The organism is Pannonibacter anstelovis, from assembly GCF_036881715.1.
GTDB lineage: Bacteria > Pseudomonadota > Alphaproteobacteria > Rhizobiales > Stappiaceae > Pannonibacter > Pannonibacter anstelovis.
In genome coordinates, this window is the sequence record NZ_JBAKBF010000012.1 from 136,719 (window position 1) to 154,006 (window position 17,288).

Annotated in this window: 15 protein-coding genes; 7 read left to right on the forward strand and 8 right to left on the reverse strand. The window is 61.9% G+C overall.

What is annotated here, in order from left to right:
* Window positions 1–31: 31 nt before the first annotated feature.
* The 7 genes from V6L75_RS17465 to V6L75_RS17495 form a co-directional block, all read right to left on the reverse strand.
* Window positions 32–415, reverse strand: coding sequence for a carboxymuconolactone decarboxylase family protein (locus V6L75_RS17465; protein WP_334252758.1), 384 nt, complete (start codon window positions 413–415; stop codon window positions 32–34).
* On the reverse strand, window positions 412–825 hold the full coding sequence (locus V6L75_RS17470; protein WP_334252759.1) for a MerR family transcriptional regulator: 414 nt from the start codon (window positions 823–825) through the stop codon (window positions 412–414). Before V6L75_RS17470 ends, V6L75_RS17465 begins: the two co-directional genes overlap by 4 nt.
* Complete coding sequence (locus V6L75_RS17475) at window positions 822–1,235, reverse strand: nuclear transport factor 2 family protein (RefSeq protein WP_334252760.1); 414 nt, start codon at window positions 1,233–1,235, stop codon at window positions 822–824. Before V6L75_RS17475 ends, V6L75_RS17470 begins: the two co-directional genes overlap by 4 nt.
* A 139-nt stretch (window positions 1,236–1,374) precedes the next feature.
* A complete protein-coding gene (locus V6L75_RS17480) occupies window positions 1,375–2,415 on the reverse strand; it encodes an SDR family NAD(P)-dependent oxidoreductase (RefSeq protein WP_334252761.1) in 1,041 nt (346 codons plus the stop codon).
* A gap of 60 nt (window positions 2,416–2,475) precedes the next feature.
* Entirely contained in the window at window positions 2,476–3,498 is a 1,023-nt protein-coding gene (locus tag V6L75_RS17485) for an SDR family NAD(P)-dependent oxidoreductase (RefSeq protein WP_334252762.1), read from the reverse strand.
* A gap of 26 nt (window positions 3,499–3,524) precedes the next feature.
* Window positions 3,525–5,291 carry an alginate export family protein gene (locus V6L75_RS17490; RefSeq protein WP_334252763.1) on the reverse strand — a complete coding sequence of 589 codons (1,767 nt, stop codon included), beginning with the start codon at window positions 5,289–5,291 and terminating at the stop codon, window positions 3,525–3,527.
* Between the two features lie 102 nt (window positions 5,292–5,393).
* A complete protein-coding gene (locus V6L75_RS17495) occupies window positions 5,394–5,810 on the reverse strand; it encodes a very short patch repair endonuclease (RefSeq protein WP_334252764.1) in 417 nt (138 codons plus the stop codon).
* Window positions 5,811–6,668: 858 nt separating this feature from the next.
* Between V6L75_RS17495 and V6L75_RS17500 the strand changes: the two genes are divergently transcribed.
* The 7 genes from V6L75_RS17500 (at window position 6,669) to V6L75_RS17530 (ending at window position 15,842) form a co-directional block, all read left to right on the forward strand.
* Window positions 6,669–7,580, forward strand: coding sequence for an HNH endonuclease (locus V6L75_RS17500; RefSeq protein WP_334252765.1), 912 nt, complete (start codon window positions 6,669–6,671; stop codon window positions 7,578–7,580).
* Between the two features lie 64 nt (window positions 7,581–7,644).
* Complete coding sequence (gene uvrB / locus V6L75_RS17505) at window positions 7,645–10,566, forward strand: excinuclease ABC subunit UvrB (protein WP_334252766.1); 2,922 nt, start codon at window positions 7,645–7,647, stop codon at window positions 10,564–10,566.
* A 716-nt stretch (window positions 10,567–11,282) separates the two neighbouring features.
* On the forward strand, window positions 11,283–11,963 hold the full coding sequence (locus V6L75_RS17510; protein WP_334252767.1) for a substrate-binding periplasmic protein: 681 nt from the start codon (window positions 11,283–11,285) through the stop codon (window positions 11,961–11,963).
* A 201-nt stretch (window positions 11,964–12,164) separates the two neighbouring features.
* Window positions 12,165–12,806, forward strand: a complete 642-nt coding sequence (locus tag V6L75_RS17515) for a chalcone isomerase family protein (RefSeq protein WP_334252768.1) — start codon at window positions 12,165–12,167, stop codon at window positions 12,804–12,806.
* Entirely contained in the window at window positions 12,806–14,134 is a 1,329-nt protein-coding gene (locus tag V6L75_RS17520; RefSeq protein ID WP_334252769.1) for an MFS transporter, read from the forward strand. The genes V6L75_RS17515 and V6L75_RS17520 overlap by 1 nt, the downstream gene beginning before the upstream one ends.
* Window positions 14,135–14,165: 31 nt before the next feature.
* Complete coding sequence (locus V6L75_RS17525; RefSeq protein ID WP_334252770.1) at window positions 14,166–14,519, forward strand: DUF6665 family protein; 354 nt, start codon at window positions 14,166–14,168, stop codon at window positions 14,517–14,519.
* Between the two features lie 324 nt (window positions 14,520–14,843).
* Complete coding sequence (locus V6L75_RS17530; protein ID WP_334252771.1) at window positions 14,844–15,842, forward strand: DUF1402 family protein; 999 nt, start codon at window positions 14,844–14,846, stop codon at window positions 15,840–15,842.
* 48 nt (window positions 15,843–15,890) lie between these two features.
* On the opposite strand, the gene V6L75_RS17535 is transcribed toward V6L75_RS17530, so the two are convergent.
* Entirely contained in the window at window positions 15,891–16,565 is a 675-nt protein-coding gene (locus tag V6L75_RS17535; RefSeq protein WP_334252772.1) for an MBL fold metallo-hydrolase, read from the reverse strand.
* Between the last annotated feature and the right edge of the window lie 723 nt (window positions 16,566–17,288).

A 17,288-nucleotide genomic window follows, 5' to 3' on the forward strand; every position in this document is an offset into this window, starting at 1 on the left:
CGGCCATCGTGCTGGCCGCAGGGAAAATGGTTCAGGCTGACTGGTCGAGTTCGGCAAATACGTCCAGGGCCGCATTCAGGCCGTTGATTGCGGCTGGAAGACCGCCGTAGACGGCCATCTGCCAGATCGCCTCGACGATTTCCGCACGGCTCGCCCCCGCCGCCAGAGTATGGGCGATGTTCACCTTAAGCTGCGGCCCGGTCTGCCCGCCCAGAGCCGTCAGAGCGGCAACCGTGCAGAGCTGCCGCGTCTTCAGATCGAGACCGGGACGTGCGTAATGGCGGCCGTAGGCCCATTCGACAAGGCTCTCGCTGAAGCCGTCGACGAGATCGTCGTACCGCTCCGCCAGCACCTGCTCGAGGCGGGGGTTCAGTGTCTGGACGATGCCGCGTCCACGTTCGAGGGCAGAGGTCATGTGCGGGCACCTTGCGCGGTGCGGGGCGCCGGCAAAGCACCGGGATCCTCGATCTCGCCAGCCTCGATCTTGCGGTAGGTCTCAACCTTTTCATCCAGAAGCTCGAGCGTCTTCTGCATCTCCCAGAGGCTGGCGGCGACCTTCTGGCGATGGCGCTCGAGCATTTCGCGCCGCTCCCGCGCGGTCTCCGCACCCCTTGCGCGCAGCCCGGCATAGGCAAGCCTGTCGCGTATCCCCATTCCCGTCGCCTTCAGCCGCTCCAGAAACTGCAGCCAGCGCAAGATGGACGCGTCATAGACACGCCGGCCACCGGCATCGCGCAAGGGTGCCGGGATCAGCCCGATCTTTTCATAATAGCGCAGCGTATCGACGCTCAGTCCAGTACGTGCGGCAAGGTCACCGATCTTCATTGCGCGCACTCCCGCCCGGCCAACCGGAATGCCGTCTCCAGCCGGGCCGTGTCCTCGTAAAACTGGTAATGCGTGATGAGCCCGTCGCGGTACCGCAGTCTCACGGCAAAATCGCTGGCAAAGGGCAGTCCCGTCGCGCGGACGACGTGATGAAAACGCCCCGAGGCATAGGCCAGCGATCCGGTTTCGACCACGTCACCGATTTCGAACGCGTGTGTTTCGAACGCGCTGGCAAGCCCGTGGCAGAACTCTGCCAACCCGCCAGCACCACGAAACGTGCCATAAAGCGGCAGCCGTGCGTCGCGGTCAGGCCGCACCGCGACAAACTCCGCATCCGCCTCAATCATCCGCCCTGCCCCTTCAAGGTCCGCAGACCCGAAGCAGGAAAAGAACTGTTCAAGCCGTGTCATCATCGTCTCCATCTGAACAGTTGCCGACCCTAGGTGCTGGAGTGCACTTCAGGTCAAGAGGCGAAATTCAGAAGGGCGATGACATGTCTGCCGCTTCGACGGAAGGAACCTGCACGCAGCACCAGCAGCAGACCTCAGCTCAGTAGGTTGTCCAGCCGCCGTCCGTCGCCCAGTTGGCTCCGGTGATGTTGGAGGCCTCGTCAGAAAGCAGGAACAGCATGATTGCCACTTGCTCCGCTGGCGTGGCCGGACGGTGCGCCGGATCGGCATAGGCAAGGATGCTCTGGGTCTTGATCCGGCCCATGCCACCGCCGCCGTCCTTCATGCTGGCGGCGACCAGCGCACCGGCGCGCGCGACCATCGGCGTATCGGTGGCGGCCATGTTCACGGAATTGATGCGGATGCCATAGGGGGCATAATCGATGGCCGCGTTCTTGGTGAGCCCGTTCACCGCATGCTTGCTGGCGACATAGGCCGGATTGCCGGCAAGGCCGGTCAGCCCGGCGATGGAGCCCACATTGACGATGGCGCCGCCCTGCCCCTGCTTGACCAGCTGCGCCAGCTGCGGCCGCAGCGAGCGGAACACACCGCCGGCGTTGATCTCCATTACCGCGTCCCAGTACGCGTCGGTCGCCTCGTGGACCGGGGCGAAGACGCGCGGCTTCTGGGCCGCGTAGTCGACCGGGTCACCGGAGTAGACACCGTCCATGACACCGGCGTTGTTTATGGCGCCGGACAGCCCGCCAAAACTGGCGACAGCTACGTCGACCGCCTTTTGGCAGACGGCGGCATCGCGCACGTCTCCCGGAACAAACTCGGCCGTGCCACCCGCCTTGCGGATCCCGTCGATCACCGCTGCGCCCTGATCCTCGATCCAGTCGACGCCGACGACATTTGCGCCCTCGCGCGCCAGGCGCTCAGCTGCCGCCTGCCCCATGCCGCGCGCAGAACCGGTGACGATGACTGTGCGGCCCTTGAAACGATCCGGCACGAAATAGGCCGGGTCAGTGGGAGCAATGGCCAGGCCGCCGGCATATCCACCGCCGCCACCGGCTGGTGAGGCAGCGGCGGCAGGCTGAGCCTGGGCCTGCGCCATCTGCAAACCACTGGCGGCACGAACGCCAACGGCGCCACCGGCCAAGGTCATTCCCTTCAGGATGTCTCGACGATCAAGGGTCATTTCAGCTTTCTCCTGGGGCACTGGGATACACAGGACGCAGCGTCCGGGCAGCTCCAGCCATCAGTAGGTGGTGAAGCCGCCGTCTGTCGCCCAATTGGCGCCTGTGATGTTGGAGGCCTCGCCGGACAGCAGGAACAGCATGATCGCAACCTGCTCCTCCGGCGTGGCATCGCGGTAGGTGGTGTCGGCGTATTGCAGAAGGCTGCGGGTCTTGATCGTACCCATGCCCACCCCGCCCAAGGCCTTCATCCGCGCTCCGACGAGCTGCTTGGCGCGCTGCACCATTGGCGTGTCGGTATTGGCCATGTTCACGGAATTGATGCGGATACCATAGGGTGCGTAGTCGATGGCCGCGTTCTTGGTCAGGCCATTCACCGCATGCTTGCTGGCGACATAGGACGGTGTGGAGCTGAAGCCACGCAGACCCGCGACACTGGCGACGTTGACGATCGAGCCGCCCTTCCCCTGTTCGACCATATGGCGCAGCTGCGCCCGCATGCAGCGGAACACACCGGTGGCATTCACCCGCATGACCACGTCCCAATACGCGTCGCTGGCGAGATGAACCGGATTGAACGCCAGATCCTTCTGCCTGTCGTAGTCGATGGGCTCACTGGGCGGAATGGCATCCATGACGCCGGCGTTGTTGATCGCCCCATCCAGGCCGCCAAAGGCAGACACGGCCACCTCGACCATCTGATCGCATACGGCATTCTCGGAGACGTCACCCGGCACGAACTCCGCCTTGCCGCCCGCTGCCTTGATTGCGGCGATGACAGCTGTGCCCTCATCGGCGATCCAGTCCACGCCCACAACATTGGCACCTTCCCGCGCCAGACGCTCGGCGGCCACCTTGCCCATCCCGCGCGCACAGCCAGTCACGATGTAGGTCTTGCCGGCAAATCGGTCTGAGATGAAATAGTCCGGACTCACCGGCGTCACGTCATGGTGTCCCGGCATGGCGGCGATGGGGTTTCCTGCCTGGGCCTGAGCCTGCGTGGCCGAGGCTCCGGCAACAGCGCCAGCGGCGGCGGGGGCAGCTGCAGCCAATGCCATCGTCTTCAGAAGATCCCTGCGGTCCATGTCAAAAACTCCCTTTTCGCAAAGCATCAATAGGCCACGCGCACGAAGAGCATCGTGCTGAGCCAGGGATCGGGATCGGCGTTGAAGGCTTTCTTGACGGCAGCCCCCGGGAACGTCGCCGCCACATGCCCCTGAACATAGACATTGCGCGAGGCGAAGTACTTGCCGGTCAGGTTGAGTTCGTAGCCGTAGTCCTTCGAGCCTAGGAACGACAGGGCCGGATTGCCGCCTAGGTTCGTCAGGCTGTCGGCGCGGAACAGCCAGACCTGCGGCACCAGCTCGAACTTTGCAGACGGACGCAGCCGCAGCTGGAAACGATGCGCGATGACATTGGAATCCTGCACCACCTTGAAATGATTGATGCCCTGCACCCACTGCTCGCCATTGCCGCCCGACAGCAGCGGATCCCAGCGCTCGAAGGTGGCAGTGTTCGGATCATCGCCCGAGAATTGCGCGTAGCGGTAGCTGAAGGTGGGCGACCAGGGCAGGTCGGCAAAGCTCCAGCCGGCCTCGCCATAGAAGCCATAGGCCTGCATGTCGAAGTTTTCATTGCGTTGAAGCGCGGCTTCCGCCGCAACGAACGGCCCCGGCGTTCCGGCCGGATTGGGTTGCCAGCGCAGCCGGGCGTCGAAGACCTGCAGGCCTTCCCGGGTGAAAGTCTGCTCCGGCGTGAAATACTTGAAGCTGGACTGTGGCACACGCAGGAAGCTGGCGGCGGCCTCGAAGCCGTTGCTCAGCCGGGTCTCGATGTTGATACCATCGATGACGGTCTTGCTGTCGAGAATGGGAAGCTCGTCCGGATCGACCCGGAACAGCTCGACCTTGGTGTTGTTGTAGCGCAGCCGCGCCAGCGCAACCATATCCGCCGACCAGCGCGGATTGGCCTGCAGCGCCGCCCGGTCCCGGCCATTGGCTGCCGTGTTGATGATCAGGAAGCCGTCGCCCAGCGTGAAACGCTGACGCCCGGCGGACGCGTCAAGCTGAAGCCGGTCACCGTTCTCGCGGGTCACCCCGGTGATAAAGCCGGCAAAGGCATCTTCGATGGCGACATGGCTGCGGGTGCGGTTGCTGAACAGCTCCTGGCCATACGAACCGCTGGCAAGAACACTCGCCCCGCCATAGACATAGAACCGCTCGCTGAGCGGCGTGATGCCGTAGAGGCCGGTGTGCACCATGCCCTCGACCCAGTGCTGATAGCCCTTGCCGGAGGGCTTGCCCTGCACCATCGGATTGCCATTCAGCATCAGATCGGGCTTGCCGTACCAGGCATCCGCGTTGCCATAGTGCAGCGCGATGGACTCGGCCTTCACCTTCACATAGGTGCCGCCGCTGTCATAGAGCACGGGGAAATCGGACGCCTTGCCCGTTGCCAGCATGCCGCGCGGCGCCCCCGCAGCCGCCGCGTCACCAAGCGTCAGGTCGAAAGTCAGTGTCAGGCCGCCGGTATCGCCAAAGCCGATGTCGTAGCTGGCACTGGCGAGCCCCGCCGCGCGGGTGGCCCGGTTCAGCGCAAAATCAACAAGCGTGCGGTAGAAATGGTCATCTGGATAGACCGCAAGACCGCGCCGGAATTGATCTATGGCGCGGTCGTTAATCGCCTTGTCCGGGGAAGGGTTCATCAACCGGACCCGGATTTCGGCGATCCTCTGACCTTCATCAGCCCCGAAAGACGCTTGCGCCCAAGCCTGCTGCGCCCCGGGCATCCAGGTGAAAGTGGCTGACACCACAAGCACCGCGATGCCGCGGGCAAGGGAGGCAAAGGCCTGCAGTGACAAGAGGGGCCGCGAAACCATAGGAGCTACCTCGCCAACCAACCGTCTCTCTCAAGTATTAATGGCAATTGACGATTGCATCAATCAAAAGAAGCAGAACGCAAGGGCGGCGCCGGGTTGTCCTCACGGTCTCAGGAAAGCAAGGATCTTTTCCTTCAGCTCATCCTGCATGCGGACTTCGCATTCCCAGATGATCAGCACCTGCCAGCCCATCGCCTCCAGCTGCTGCACATGTTCCCGGTCCCGCTCCGTGTTTCGGGTCAGCTTGGGCAGCCAGTAATCGCGCCGGGACTGGGGGATGCGGGCATCCTTGCAGTCCGGGTCGGGATGGAGATGCCAGAAGCAGCCATGCACGAAGATCACCTTCTGGCGCGGGCCGAACACCAGATCCGGCTTGCCCGGCAGATCCTTGCGGTGCAGGCGGTAGCGGAAACCCAGCCCGTGCACCAATGACCGGACGATCATCTCAGGCTTCGTGTTCTTCGACCGGATCGCCGCCATGTTGCGCGACCGCCGTTCGGGTGAAAGCTTGTCTGCCATTGATGCCGAGGCTCATGCGCCGCACGGGCTTGTCAGCTCACGATGAGCCAAGCTCATCGTGAGCTGATGTGACTTCAGTCTTTTGCCGCCAGATACCCGCCTGCAAGCACCATGTCCCACTCGGCCTCATCGCAGCGGCGCGCAATAAACTCCTCCCTGTCACAGGCGGGAAGCCCGAGTGCCGCAATGAGAGAACTGTGATACAGGCCTGAAAACAGGGCCGTATGCCCCTCGACACCCAGTTATGCCCAGGCACGCAGCACGCGTGTCGGATCCAGGTTCAGTCGGCAGTACCTACTTGAGATCGCAAAATTTCTGGCGCAATGCCGGAGAAATGCTATTTCCAAACGGCTGCCACGTCCAGCCACGCACTACCATCAGATCAATCAGCGTTTCATCAACGATGGCTGCCGGGACCTTCGTCTCAGGCCTTACAAAAATATCCGAAAACTCTTGCTTCAGCACAACAATAACACGCTGGGCCTAAACTGCGCCCGAGGAACCAGCAGTCAACAGTAGCTTTACTGACCATTAAAACCCATTCCTGCGCCTATACACTTCAATTGGCTCAGATTAAATATCGAACATTTGATCAAACATGCTCTCATACTTTCGAATATGATGGCGCACAGCCACATCTGAGGGGAGGCCTATTCTTAGTTTTGTCGATCAAGAATTGTTCAGAGAGAGGAAGTTCGTCTTTTTCAACTTGAGATCGATCTGACGCCCCCTACAGATGCTTCTAACTTTTTAACCGAAGGAAACGGGGCACCGCTACCGACGATAGTGCAATTGGGACATGCATAAGCTATTGTATTAATTGCGACTTTCTCCTACTCATTGAATAAGGAGACCGCCATGACACAAGCCGTCCTGTATCATAAAGTTGACAGCATCTACGACGACGTAACCGGGAAGCAGTATCACTTCCCAAAGCAGTACCTTAAACGGATGGAACAAACCGTTGGAGACTGGATCGTCTATTACGGCCCCATGCCGCGGTCCAAGGGTAGTTTTTATTTTGGCGTCGCACGTGTCAGAAACATAACTACCGACACCAAGATCGAAAATCACTTCTATGCCCATCTGACCGACTATATCGACTTCGACAGATGGGTTCACTACATGGAGAACGGCGGTTATGAGCAGCGCATGGTTCTGCCTGATGGACGGCCAAACGGTGGACTGACGGTCAACGCGGTTCGCCTTCTGGAGCCCTCCGAATTTCAGGCTATCGTGACAGCCGGCATCGCGAACCCCGATGAATGGCCAGATCGCGTCGATGCTCCGCAGGATGCAGATCATGTGCCCTCTCAGCCCGGCTTTGGCGAAACGCCGCAGGCACCATTCTTTGGACCTGAGGTCAACAGGCCCATCATCCCTCAATTGCTGAACCGGCGCTTCCGGGACGCAAAATTCAAACAGAATATTCGTCGGGTCTACGATCGCACATGCGCATTCACAGGCCTGCGACTTATCAACGGCGGCGGCAGACCCGAGGTGGAAGCTGCACATATCGTGCCTGTAGAGCATGGTGGTTCGGATTCAATCCAGAACGGCATTGCTCTTTCCGGCACGGTTCACTGGATGTTCGATAGGGGCTTGCTGTGCATGCAGGACGACTACACGATCACTCCATCACGGCACCTGAACTACGATGTCTCGCACCTCTTGCACAAGGATATGAGGGCACGCGTACCCGAGCTTGCGCACCTGCGGCCGCATCCAGATTGCCTCAAATGGCATCGGGAACAGGTTTTCAAACAGTGATTAGCCAGAACAAAGCCGCAACGCCCCCTTTCCCCCGCTGCGGTTTCGGCCCATACTGCACGGTATGAGCAAGAAGCCTGCCTCCCCCACCACTCCGGAACCCTCCAGCCAGCCAGATGGCTTTGGCGAAGCGCCGCAGGCGGCGTTTGAGGGAGCGCCGCTGCCGGGCGTCAGCCTGTCCGGATCAATTGCCGACTGGGCGGAAGAGATCGCCGGGGCAGCGGAGAAGCTTCCGGCTGAACCACCCGCACCGGCGGCAGATGCGGCGCCACGCAAGACCGCACGCGGCAAGGGCAAGGCGGAGAGCGGTAGCCGGTCGTCGCGCGGCACGTCCATCGGCAAGGCGGAAAGCGCGCGAGAGCGGGCCGCCGGCGGGCTGAACCCGGTTGCCGGGCTCGATATTTCGCTGGAAGAGGCGGAGAAGCTCGAGCAGCACCTCAAGGAAAACAAAAAGAAGAAGGGCCGCAACGCTCTGCCGGAGCTGTCCGGCAATCAGGGCGCCACGGCCACCGTGCAGGCGCTTTCTGCGCTGATTGAAAGCGGCAATCCGCTGCACAAGAACGGCGAGCTCTGGGTGCCGCACCGGCCCGAGAGGCCGGAGAAGTCCGAAGGCGGCGTGCCGATCGTTCTGAAGTCCGCCTATGAGCCGCGCGGCGACCAGCCCACGGCCATTGCGGAGCTGGTTTCCGGCCTTGAAAGCGGCGAGCAGACGCAGGTTCTGCTCGGTGTCACCGGTTCGGGCAAGACCTACACCATGGCGCAGGTCATCGCCCGCACCCAGCGCCCGGCGCTGATCCTGGCGCCCAACAAGACGCTGGCGGCGCAGCTGTACGGCGAGTTCAAGAGCTTCTTCCCGGACAATGCCGTCGAATATTTCGTCTCCTACTACGACTATTACCAGCCCGAGGCCTATGTGCCGCGGACGGACACCTACATCGAGAAAGAATCCTCGATCAACGAGCAGATCGACCGGATGCGGCACGCGGCCACTCGCGCCCTGATCGAACGCGACGACGTGATCATCGTCGCCTCCGTCTCCTGCATCTACGGTATCGGTTCGGTCGAAACCTATACGGCTATGACCTTCGCGCTGGAGGTGGGCGAGCGGATCGACCAGCGCCAGCTGCTAGCCGATCTGGTGGCCCTGCAATACAAGCGCAACGATGCAGCCTTCCAGCGCGGCGCCTTCCGGGTGCGCGGCGACACGGTGGAACTGTTTCCGGCCCACCTTGAGGACCGGGCCTGGCGCATTTCGCTGTTCGGCGATGAGGTGGAGTCGATCACCGAATTCGACCCTCTCACCGGCAAGAAGTCCGGCGAGATGAAGAGCGTCAAGATCTACGCCAACTCGCACTACGTGACGCCCAAGCCGACGCTGCAGCAGGCAACCCGCGCCATCAAGGCTGAGCTGAAACAGCGGCTGGAAGAGCTGAACGCCCATGGCCGCCTGCTGGAAGCGCAGCGGCTGGAACAGCGCACCATGTATGACCTGGAGATGCTGGAAGCCACGGGCTCCTGTGCCGGCATTGAAAACTATTCGCGCTATCTGACAGGCCGCAAGCCGGGCGAGCCGCCCCCGACCCTGTTCGAATACCTGCCTGACAACGCGCTGGTCTTCCTCGACGAAAGCCATGTCACCGTGCCGCAGATCGGCGCCATGTACCGGGGCGACTTCCGGCGCAAGGCGACGCTGGCCGAATATGGCTTCCGCCTGCCCTCCTGCATGGACAACCGGCCGCTGCGCTTTGAGGAGTGGAACGCGATGCGGCCCCAGTCCATCGCGGTTTCCGCCACGCCCGGCAAGTGGGAGCTGGATGAGTCCGGCGGTGTCTTCGCCGAGCAGGTGATCCGCCCCACAGGCCTCATCGACCCGCCGGTTCTGGTGCGCCCCGCCTCCTCGCAGGTGGACGATCTGCTGGGCGAGGTGCGCGAGACATCCGCCAAGGGCTACCGCACGCTGGTCACCACCCTGACCAAGCGCATGGCCGAGGATCTGACCGAGTATCTGCACGAAAACGGTGTGCGGGTGCGCTACATGCATTCGGATATCGACACGCTGGAGCGTATCGAGATCATCCGCGACCTGCGCCTTGGCGCCTTCGACGTGCTGGTGGGCATCAACCTGCTGCGCGAAGGCCTCGACATTCCCGAATGCGCCCTTGTCGCCATTCTGGATGCAGACAAGGAAGGCTTCCTGCGCTCGGAAACCTCGCTGGTGCAAACCATCGGCCGTGCGGCGCGTAACGTGGATGGCAAGGTCATCCTCTATGCGGACAACATCACCGGCTCCATGGAGCGGGCGATGGCGGAAACCACCCGCCGCCGCGAGAAGCAGATCGCCTACAACACCGAGCATGGCATCACCCCGGAAAGCGTGAAGCGCTCCATCGGCGACATTCTGGAAAGCGTCTACGAGCAGGACCACGTCACCGTGGATGCGGGCTTTGCCGAGGACGGCAATCTGGTCGGGCACAATTTCAAGGCCCATCTGGAAAGCCTCGAAAAGCAGATGCGCGAAGCCGCCGCCGATCTCGACTTCGAAACCGCCGCCCGGCTGCGCGACGAGATCCGCCGCCTGCAGGCAACCGAGCTTGCTCTCAGCAGCGATCCCCTCGCCCGCCAGTCCGAGGTGGAAGAACAAGGCGGCAGCTATCGGGGCGAACGGCTCTATGGCGCGGGCGGCACCAAGGAGGGCGCCAGCGGCAAGAAGAAGGAAACGGCAGCAGACCGGGCCCGGGCGGCCAAGTCCTCGAGTATGCCTGCGCCCAGTTCAAAGGTGCGCAAGAACTCGCTGGACGAAATGACCGTCGGCCGCACGGAAGTGCCAGCCCATGCAGGCCCGCTGCCGAAGAAGCCCGTCATTCAGGCAGAGGACGCTCCGCATCTCACCCCGCGCGGCAAGACCGGCATCGGCTCCTACGAAGACCCGGCAGACGAAAAACGCCGCAAGGGCCGCTCCCGCAAGACCGGAAGGCCCGGGCAGTGAAGTCATTTGCAGCCGTTCTCGCTCTCGCTCTGCCCTCTCTCATCCCTACCCCGCTACTCGCAGCGGGAGCAGAAATGCCCGCCTGTGCTGTGACGGGCGCGAGGTCGGTGTTCATCAACGGGCGGCCGGCGCTGCGGCTGGCGGACGTGGCGGGGTGTCCGGCAGGCATGTTCGAGACGGTCCCGGGTCTTTTCATCGAGGGGCAGCCTGCGGTCCGGCTGGCGGCGCCCAAGGAAGGGTGTATCGCCACAGGTTCAGCCAATGTGATTGCGGGCGGAGGCTTGGCGCCACGGGCCGGTGATGTTGCCTGCCCGCCTTCTCCGCAACGCTAGTTGACTGAACTTCGTTTTTATTTAACCCTTAAGATTGCAACGTGATGGCGTTGATGCGTTGGAGCAGATCGTGTTGATCCCTGCTTATCAGTAACCGGAAAATCCTGTGCGCGCTTGAGCATTCTTAAGATTAGACCAGACAGTATAATAAGCTGTCACCATAAATTTTTGAGTACTTGATAATTATTCTCGCTTGACCACACGCGCGCAATACGGGCTCACCGACTCTGACGCAAGCATCATCATACAGTTTGCCTGTCCATAAATGGCAGGAGACAAGCTGCACGAGAGATCTGACGCTTGCGGGAGGGGAGCATGGTGAGGTGTCTGGCGGCCAGAGTGCAAAACTACCTTAGATACTTAGCTGTTTTCGCAGCCCTTCTTATGTTGCAGGCCTCCAGCCACGCCGTTGCAGAGACCAAAACAGCCTTGCGCCTGACGACGCTGGAATGGCCGCCTCATATATTTGCAGATGGGTCGGGCCCTGTGGCCGATGCGGTCAGGGAAATCTTCAGCCGGAAAGGCTTGGCTGTGACCATAGAGGTGCATCCTTGGCACCGGGCGGTTGCACTTGCGGCTGAGAACAAGGCCTATGCGGGAGTGTTTCCCGAGTACTATTCTCCCAGGGCAGATGCAGAAGCGGACGGTCACCGCTGTCTTTTTTCGCGGCCTTTCGGCAAGAGCCCCATAGGCTTGGCCGAGCTCAGCAGCAATCCCGTCATATGGGACAAGATCGGGGACCTCGCGGACCTTAGGATCGGCACTGTCCGCGGCTACAAGAATGAGGACATGTTTGATCTTCTCGTCGCAACGGGCAGAATCCACGCAGTGGAAACAACCAGCGACGAACAGAACCTGCGCAATCTATTGCAGGGAAAGATTGCAGCTGCGGTGATTGATCTTCAGGTGTTCGAGCACCTGATCGCAACCACGCAGGATCTGAAGGACGCAGCCGGAAAGTTGCAGTTCAACAGCCGGCTCCTTGCAATTCCAGATTTTCATGTCTGCTTTCAGAACTCCCCCCAAGGCCGCCGCGCGCGGGAAGCCTTCGAAGAAGGTCTCTGACAGCCTTCCCCGGCCAAGCGCAGCCGCAATCAGACCATGCAGCGCCTGGTTTTTGCGTGCTGTTGTGGCTTCAGTCCGGACGGAACTGGCATCACACGCCCGTGACACTCCACATGCCATCTTGTTCAAGCCCGGAACGATCCGCTCCCTCCCGCATTGCGTAAAGGTCAAGAACGGAATGGCAGACAGGAGGATGAATTCATGACCATCACCCCGCCGCAAGATCAGCAGCGCGCCATCCGCGCCGCACATGCGCGCAGCATGTCCCGGGCCATCGCAGGCGGCTTCACAGGCACACAGTCGCGCCGGATGGTCATGGCCTTCGTCATGGGGCTTCTGCTGGCTTTGGCCGTAACGGCCATACCCCGCACGGCGGCAGCCGATGCAGGCCCGGCCGTCCGGCTTGTTCCGTCTGCCGAACTCGTCGGCCAGGGGCGCATGACCTATTTCGGTTTCCGCGTCTTCGACGCCGAACTCTACGCGCCGCAGGGCCGCTACTCGCCCTCGAAACCCTTCGCGCTGAAGCTGACGTATCTGCGCAACTTCAAGGGCTCTGACATTGCCAAGCGCTCGGTTGATGAAATGCGCCGCCAGGGGTTTAAGGACGAGGCGAAGCTGAAGCAATGGGGCGACCAGATGCGCGCCATTTTCCCGGATGTGTCCGAGGGCGCATCCATCACCGGCGTTCGAGATGCCTCCGGCAAGGCTGTTTTCTACAAGGATGGCCGCCGGATCGGCACGATCAATGATGCAGATTTCTCCAGACGCTTCTTTGCGATCTGGCTGGGCAACAATACGTCGAACCCGAGCCTGCAGGCCAGCCTGACCGGTTCCGCACGCTGATGGACGCCCCTTTGCCTGCGGCATCTTCTGCAGACCAGCACAAGGGCAAAGGCGCTCTCTTCGCCTATGGCTTCATGGCGCTGCCGCTCGCCTTTGCCGGGTTGCCCGTCTATTTGCATGCACCGGATTTCTACGCTGCCGCGCTGGGCGTTCCGCTCGCCAGTCTCGGCACCGTGCTTCTGCTGCTGCGGCTGGTGGATGCTGTCCAGGATCCGCTGATCGGCAGCCTCAGCGACCGCTTCGCCCATCTGCGCTGGCTGGTGCTTATATTGGGCTGCCTGCTGCTGGGTGGCGGCTTCTTCATGGTGTTCACACCACCTCCAGGAGAGGGGGCACTCGGCTGGTTCGCCCTGTCCATCCTGCTCTGCACCACCGGTTATTCCATTGTCGCCATTAACCTTCAGGCCCTCGGAGGGTTGTGGATCGCTGCCGAGCATGAGCGCACCCGCATCGCCGGATGGCGTGAGGCGCTGGGGCTGATCGGCCTGCTGCTGGCTTCCATTGCCCCGGCGGTGCTGGATCAGGGAGCCGGAAAGGAAACGGCTTTCGCCCGGCTCGCCTGGCTCTATCTGCCGCTTCTGGCGCTTGCACTGGTGCTGCTGCTGCGCTGGCTGCGTCATGCACCGCTTGCCCAGGAGGCCAAAGGAACAAGCCCTGCGTTCCGCTGGCAGGATGTAACGGGTGACCGCTGGCGGCGGAGCTTCTTTGCCATCTATCTGGCCAATACCTTCGCCAGCGCCATTCCGGCGGTGCTGGTCATCTTCTTCATCCGTGACCGTCTGGGCGCGGAAGATCTGACAGGCTTGTTCCTGCTGGCCTATTTCCTGTCAGGCGCCGCATCAATGCTGCTGTGGCAGGTGCTGTCCCGGCGGATGGGCAAGCTGCAGGCCTGGGCTGCCTCCATGGGGCTGAGCGTGCTTACCTTCGTCTGGGCCATTTTCATCGGTGAGGGCGATATCGCGGCCTACACGGCCGTCTGCCTGCTCTCGGGCCTTGCACTGGGAGCAGATCTGGCGCTGCCGGCCTCGATCCTGGCAGACCACATTGCCCGCAGCCGCAGCGAAAGGGCGGCCAGCCGTCTTTATGCCGTGATGGCGCTGTTCACCAAGGGCGCGCTTGCACTCGCCACCGGCCTCACACTGCCCGCACTCGGCCTGGCTGGCTATCAGCCGGGAGAACCGCTGACGGCACAGACGGCGCTCGCGCTCAGCATTGCCTATGCTGCGGTTCCTTGCCTGCTGAAACTGGTTACAATGATATGGCTCTGGCGCAAGTCGGCCCTGCTCGCCCATGGGGAAGCGGCGGGTCACGCCGCTGCCCAGACATAGAGAACGAACCAGCCGGGAGAGTCAGGCAGCCATGAGCGTACGCCCGCCCAGCCAGTACAGAATGGAAGACAAGGACCCGCTCGCAGCCGCGCTTGCGCAGGAAGTGATGGCCGAGAAGGCCGGAACACTCGCCCGCCTGACCCGCAAGCTGGACGAGGCTCTGGCACGGCTTGAGGGTGCCGGCAGGCGTCTGGCTGAAACCCCAGAAGACGAGAGGCTTCGATCGCGTCATCAGGAGCGGCTGGAGGAAGCCGCCGAAGCACTCTGGCATGTGGTGATCCAGCGCGAGCTCTGTGGATTGCGTCAGCACCGGGAGTTTCTGGACCTGCTGCAGGTGCCGGCATCCGTCCGCCTGCGCATGGGACCAAGGCAGACGCGCCGGTGACCGCATTCTCCTCCCATCCATTCTCCGCAGTATCATGCAGGCCCTGACAGGGCAGACGTTACGGCTCAAGGGGACGTGATATAAAACCGCCACACCTGCCGGAAACCTTGCCGCCAAAGCTCTGGATGATGCGGTATAACTGCCTGCGGACATTGATTCGGCGGCGGGCCTCGCGTATGGGTTCGCATGCCTGAGAGCGCTGTATTGTGGATTGGAGACAACACCCTTCCAGTTACGCGGCTGCTCCGGTGAGTTTCCTTGTTTTGGACTTGTATCTTTCGGAGAGCCCCGTCTATTCATCCCGGCGGGGGCCTGGAGTCAGGCATGAGCATGTTTAATGGATTGCGTCTGGCGGGACGCAGTGTGAAATTCGCCGCGCGCCAGCTTGCAGCGGCTGGACTTTCAGCGGCGGTTCTCCTTGGTGCATTTGCCGAGGCTACGGCTGCTTCGCGCAGCGTACCTCCCGGCAACCGCAATGCGGAACAGCCTGCAATACCTTTTGCCTCGGCCCGGCGCACAGCAGCCATGCGCTCAAGCTATGACGCGAAGTTTGAACGCGTCCTAGGCGTCCTGCGCCGTGATACGGCGCTTATCTCCGACATCAAGCGTGTCGCCGCCCGGTATGACATCGATCCTGTCCATATGATCGGCGCTATCGTTGGCGAACACACATACAACTATGACAGCCTCGACAGCGCCCAGAGCTATTATGTCAAGGCCCTGTCCTATGCCGGCGTCAGCCTGAATTTCGCCCATGGCGGTGTCAACGTGACGGACTTCGTCCAGAAGCCGCAGTTCAGTGCCTGCAACACCGAAGCTTACCAGAACGACAGCCAGAAGCTCTGGACCTGTTACGAACGAATCTGGGACAGCGAGTTCCGCGGCAAGAACGTGGACGGCACGCGCTATCCACGCACGAATTTCAATGAGACTTTTTTCCAGCCGCTCTTTTCGGGCCAGAGCTTTGGCCTTGGCCAGCTCAGCCCGCTCACAGTGCTGAAGATGACGGACCGGGTCGCCCGCCAGAGCCGCATGCAACGCCTGACAGCCGACAATGCCCGCGACGTCTATCAGGCGACGATGGATCCGAACATCTCGCTGCATTACATGGCAGCGATTATCCAGGACGCCATCGAGGCCTACCGGATTGTTGGCGACGTGGACATTTCCAACAACCCAGGGCTCACGGCAACACTTTACAATCTTGGTGACCCATGGGGCCGTGCGGCCCAGTTCCGCCGCAGCGGCAACACCTGGCCCCAGGAAAATTATTACGGCTGGCTCGTGAACGAGAAACTCGATAAGCTGAGATCGCTTCTGTGAACATGACGAAGGGGCCGAAAGGCCCCTTCTTTCATATCTGGCTGAATGTCAGCGCAGGAACGGATTGGTCAGGCGCTCGTGGCCGAAGGTAGATGGGTCGCCGTGTCCGGGCAGGAACGTGACGTCATCGCCCAGCGGCAGCAGCTTTTCCCGGATGGAGCGGATCAGCGTGGCATGGTCGCCCCCCGGCAGATCGGTGCGGCCGACAGATCCGGCAAACAGGACATCCCCGGACACCGCGAACTTCAGATCCGCGTTGAAGAACACCACATGACCTGGCGCATGGCCGGGGCAATGCAGCACCTGAAACACCAGCCCGCCGATCTCCACCGTGTCACCTTCGTCGAGCCAGCGGGAGGGTTCGATCTTCCGGAACGGCGGCATGTTGAACTGCTGTGCCTGACCTTCCGAACGGTCGATCAGCATCTGATCCGCCAGATGCGGCCCTTCGATGGACACCTTGAGCGCGTCAGCAAGGTCTGCAGCACCGGCGATGTGATCGATATGGCCATGCGTTATGAGGATGCGTTCCACCTCGACCTTGTAAGCGGCGACCGTTTCAAGGATGATCTCGACATCACCGCCCGGATCCACCACCACGCCCTTCATGCTGCGCGGATTCCAGATAAGGGAGCAATTCTGGCGGAAGGGCGTCACCGGGATCACGGCAATCTGCACGGGCGGCAGGCCATCCTGCATCGCTTCACCGTCGGTTGAAGTCATTTCGGGCTCCTGAAAGCTGGCATCTGCAGTTTCAGTAGCCTGCAGCCCCTCCCCCCGCAAGCCGCAGATCAGATGGAAGGCCGGAAGGCGCACCTCCGGACTGGCAGAAGGCAGCCTGAAATGCCTGATTGTAAGGCAGAACCCTGCCGCTTACCGGCAAATCTGACAGCGAGAGCCCGGACGCCCAAATCACGTTGCGGCATTTGTGACCTTTAGACCATCGTCCGGTAAGGATTCGCTTGCCGGGAGCCGTTTTTCACAGCTATGATAATTCTGCGGCGGATTGGATCGGGTTGCGGCAGCGTTGTTTCTTCCCAATACCATGTTGTTGGCAGTGGCAAGTCCGTTGGCCTTGCGGGGTCAGCAGGCTGCATGGAACGTCCGCACTTCGGTGCGGGAGAGATAGGAATGGGTCGGAGCCGTGAAGACGGCACGCAAATAGGGTGTTTCAGCAATGCACGATGGCGATTCGGACCGGCGTTCGCGCGGACGGCGCGGCGGCAAGCGTGAGTTCGGCGGTCCGCAGGACTTCGGCAGCGATTTCGGCGGCGGCGGCAGTGAATTCGGCGGTGGTGACTATAGCGCCCCCCGCCGTAGTGGCGGATTTGGCGGCGGGTTAGGCGGGGGGGGGGGAGACGCCTCTGGCGGGGGGGGGGGGGGGGGGGGGGGGGGGGGGGGGGGGGGGGGGGGGGGGGGGGGGGGGGGGGGGGGGGGGGGGGGGGG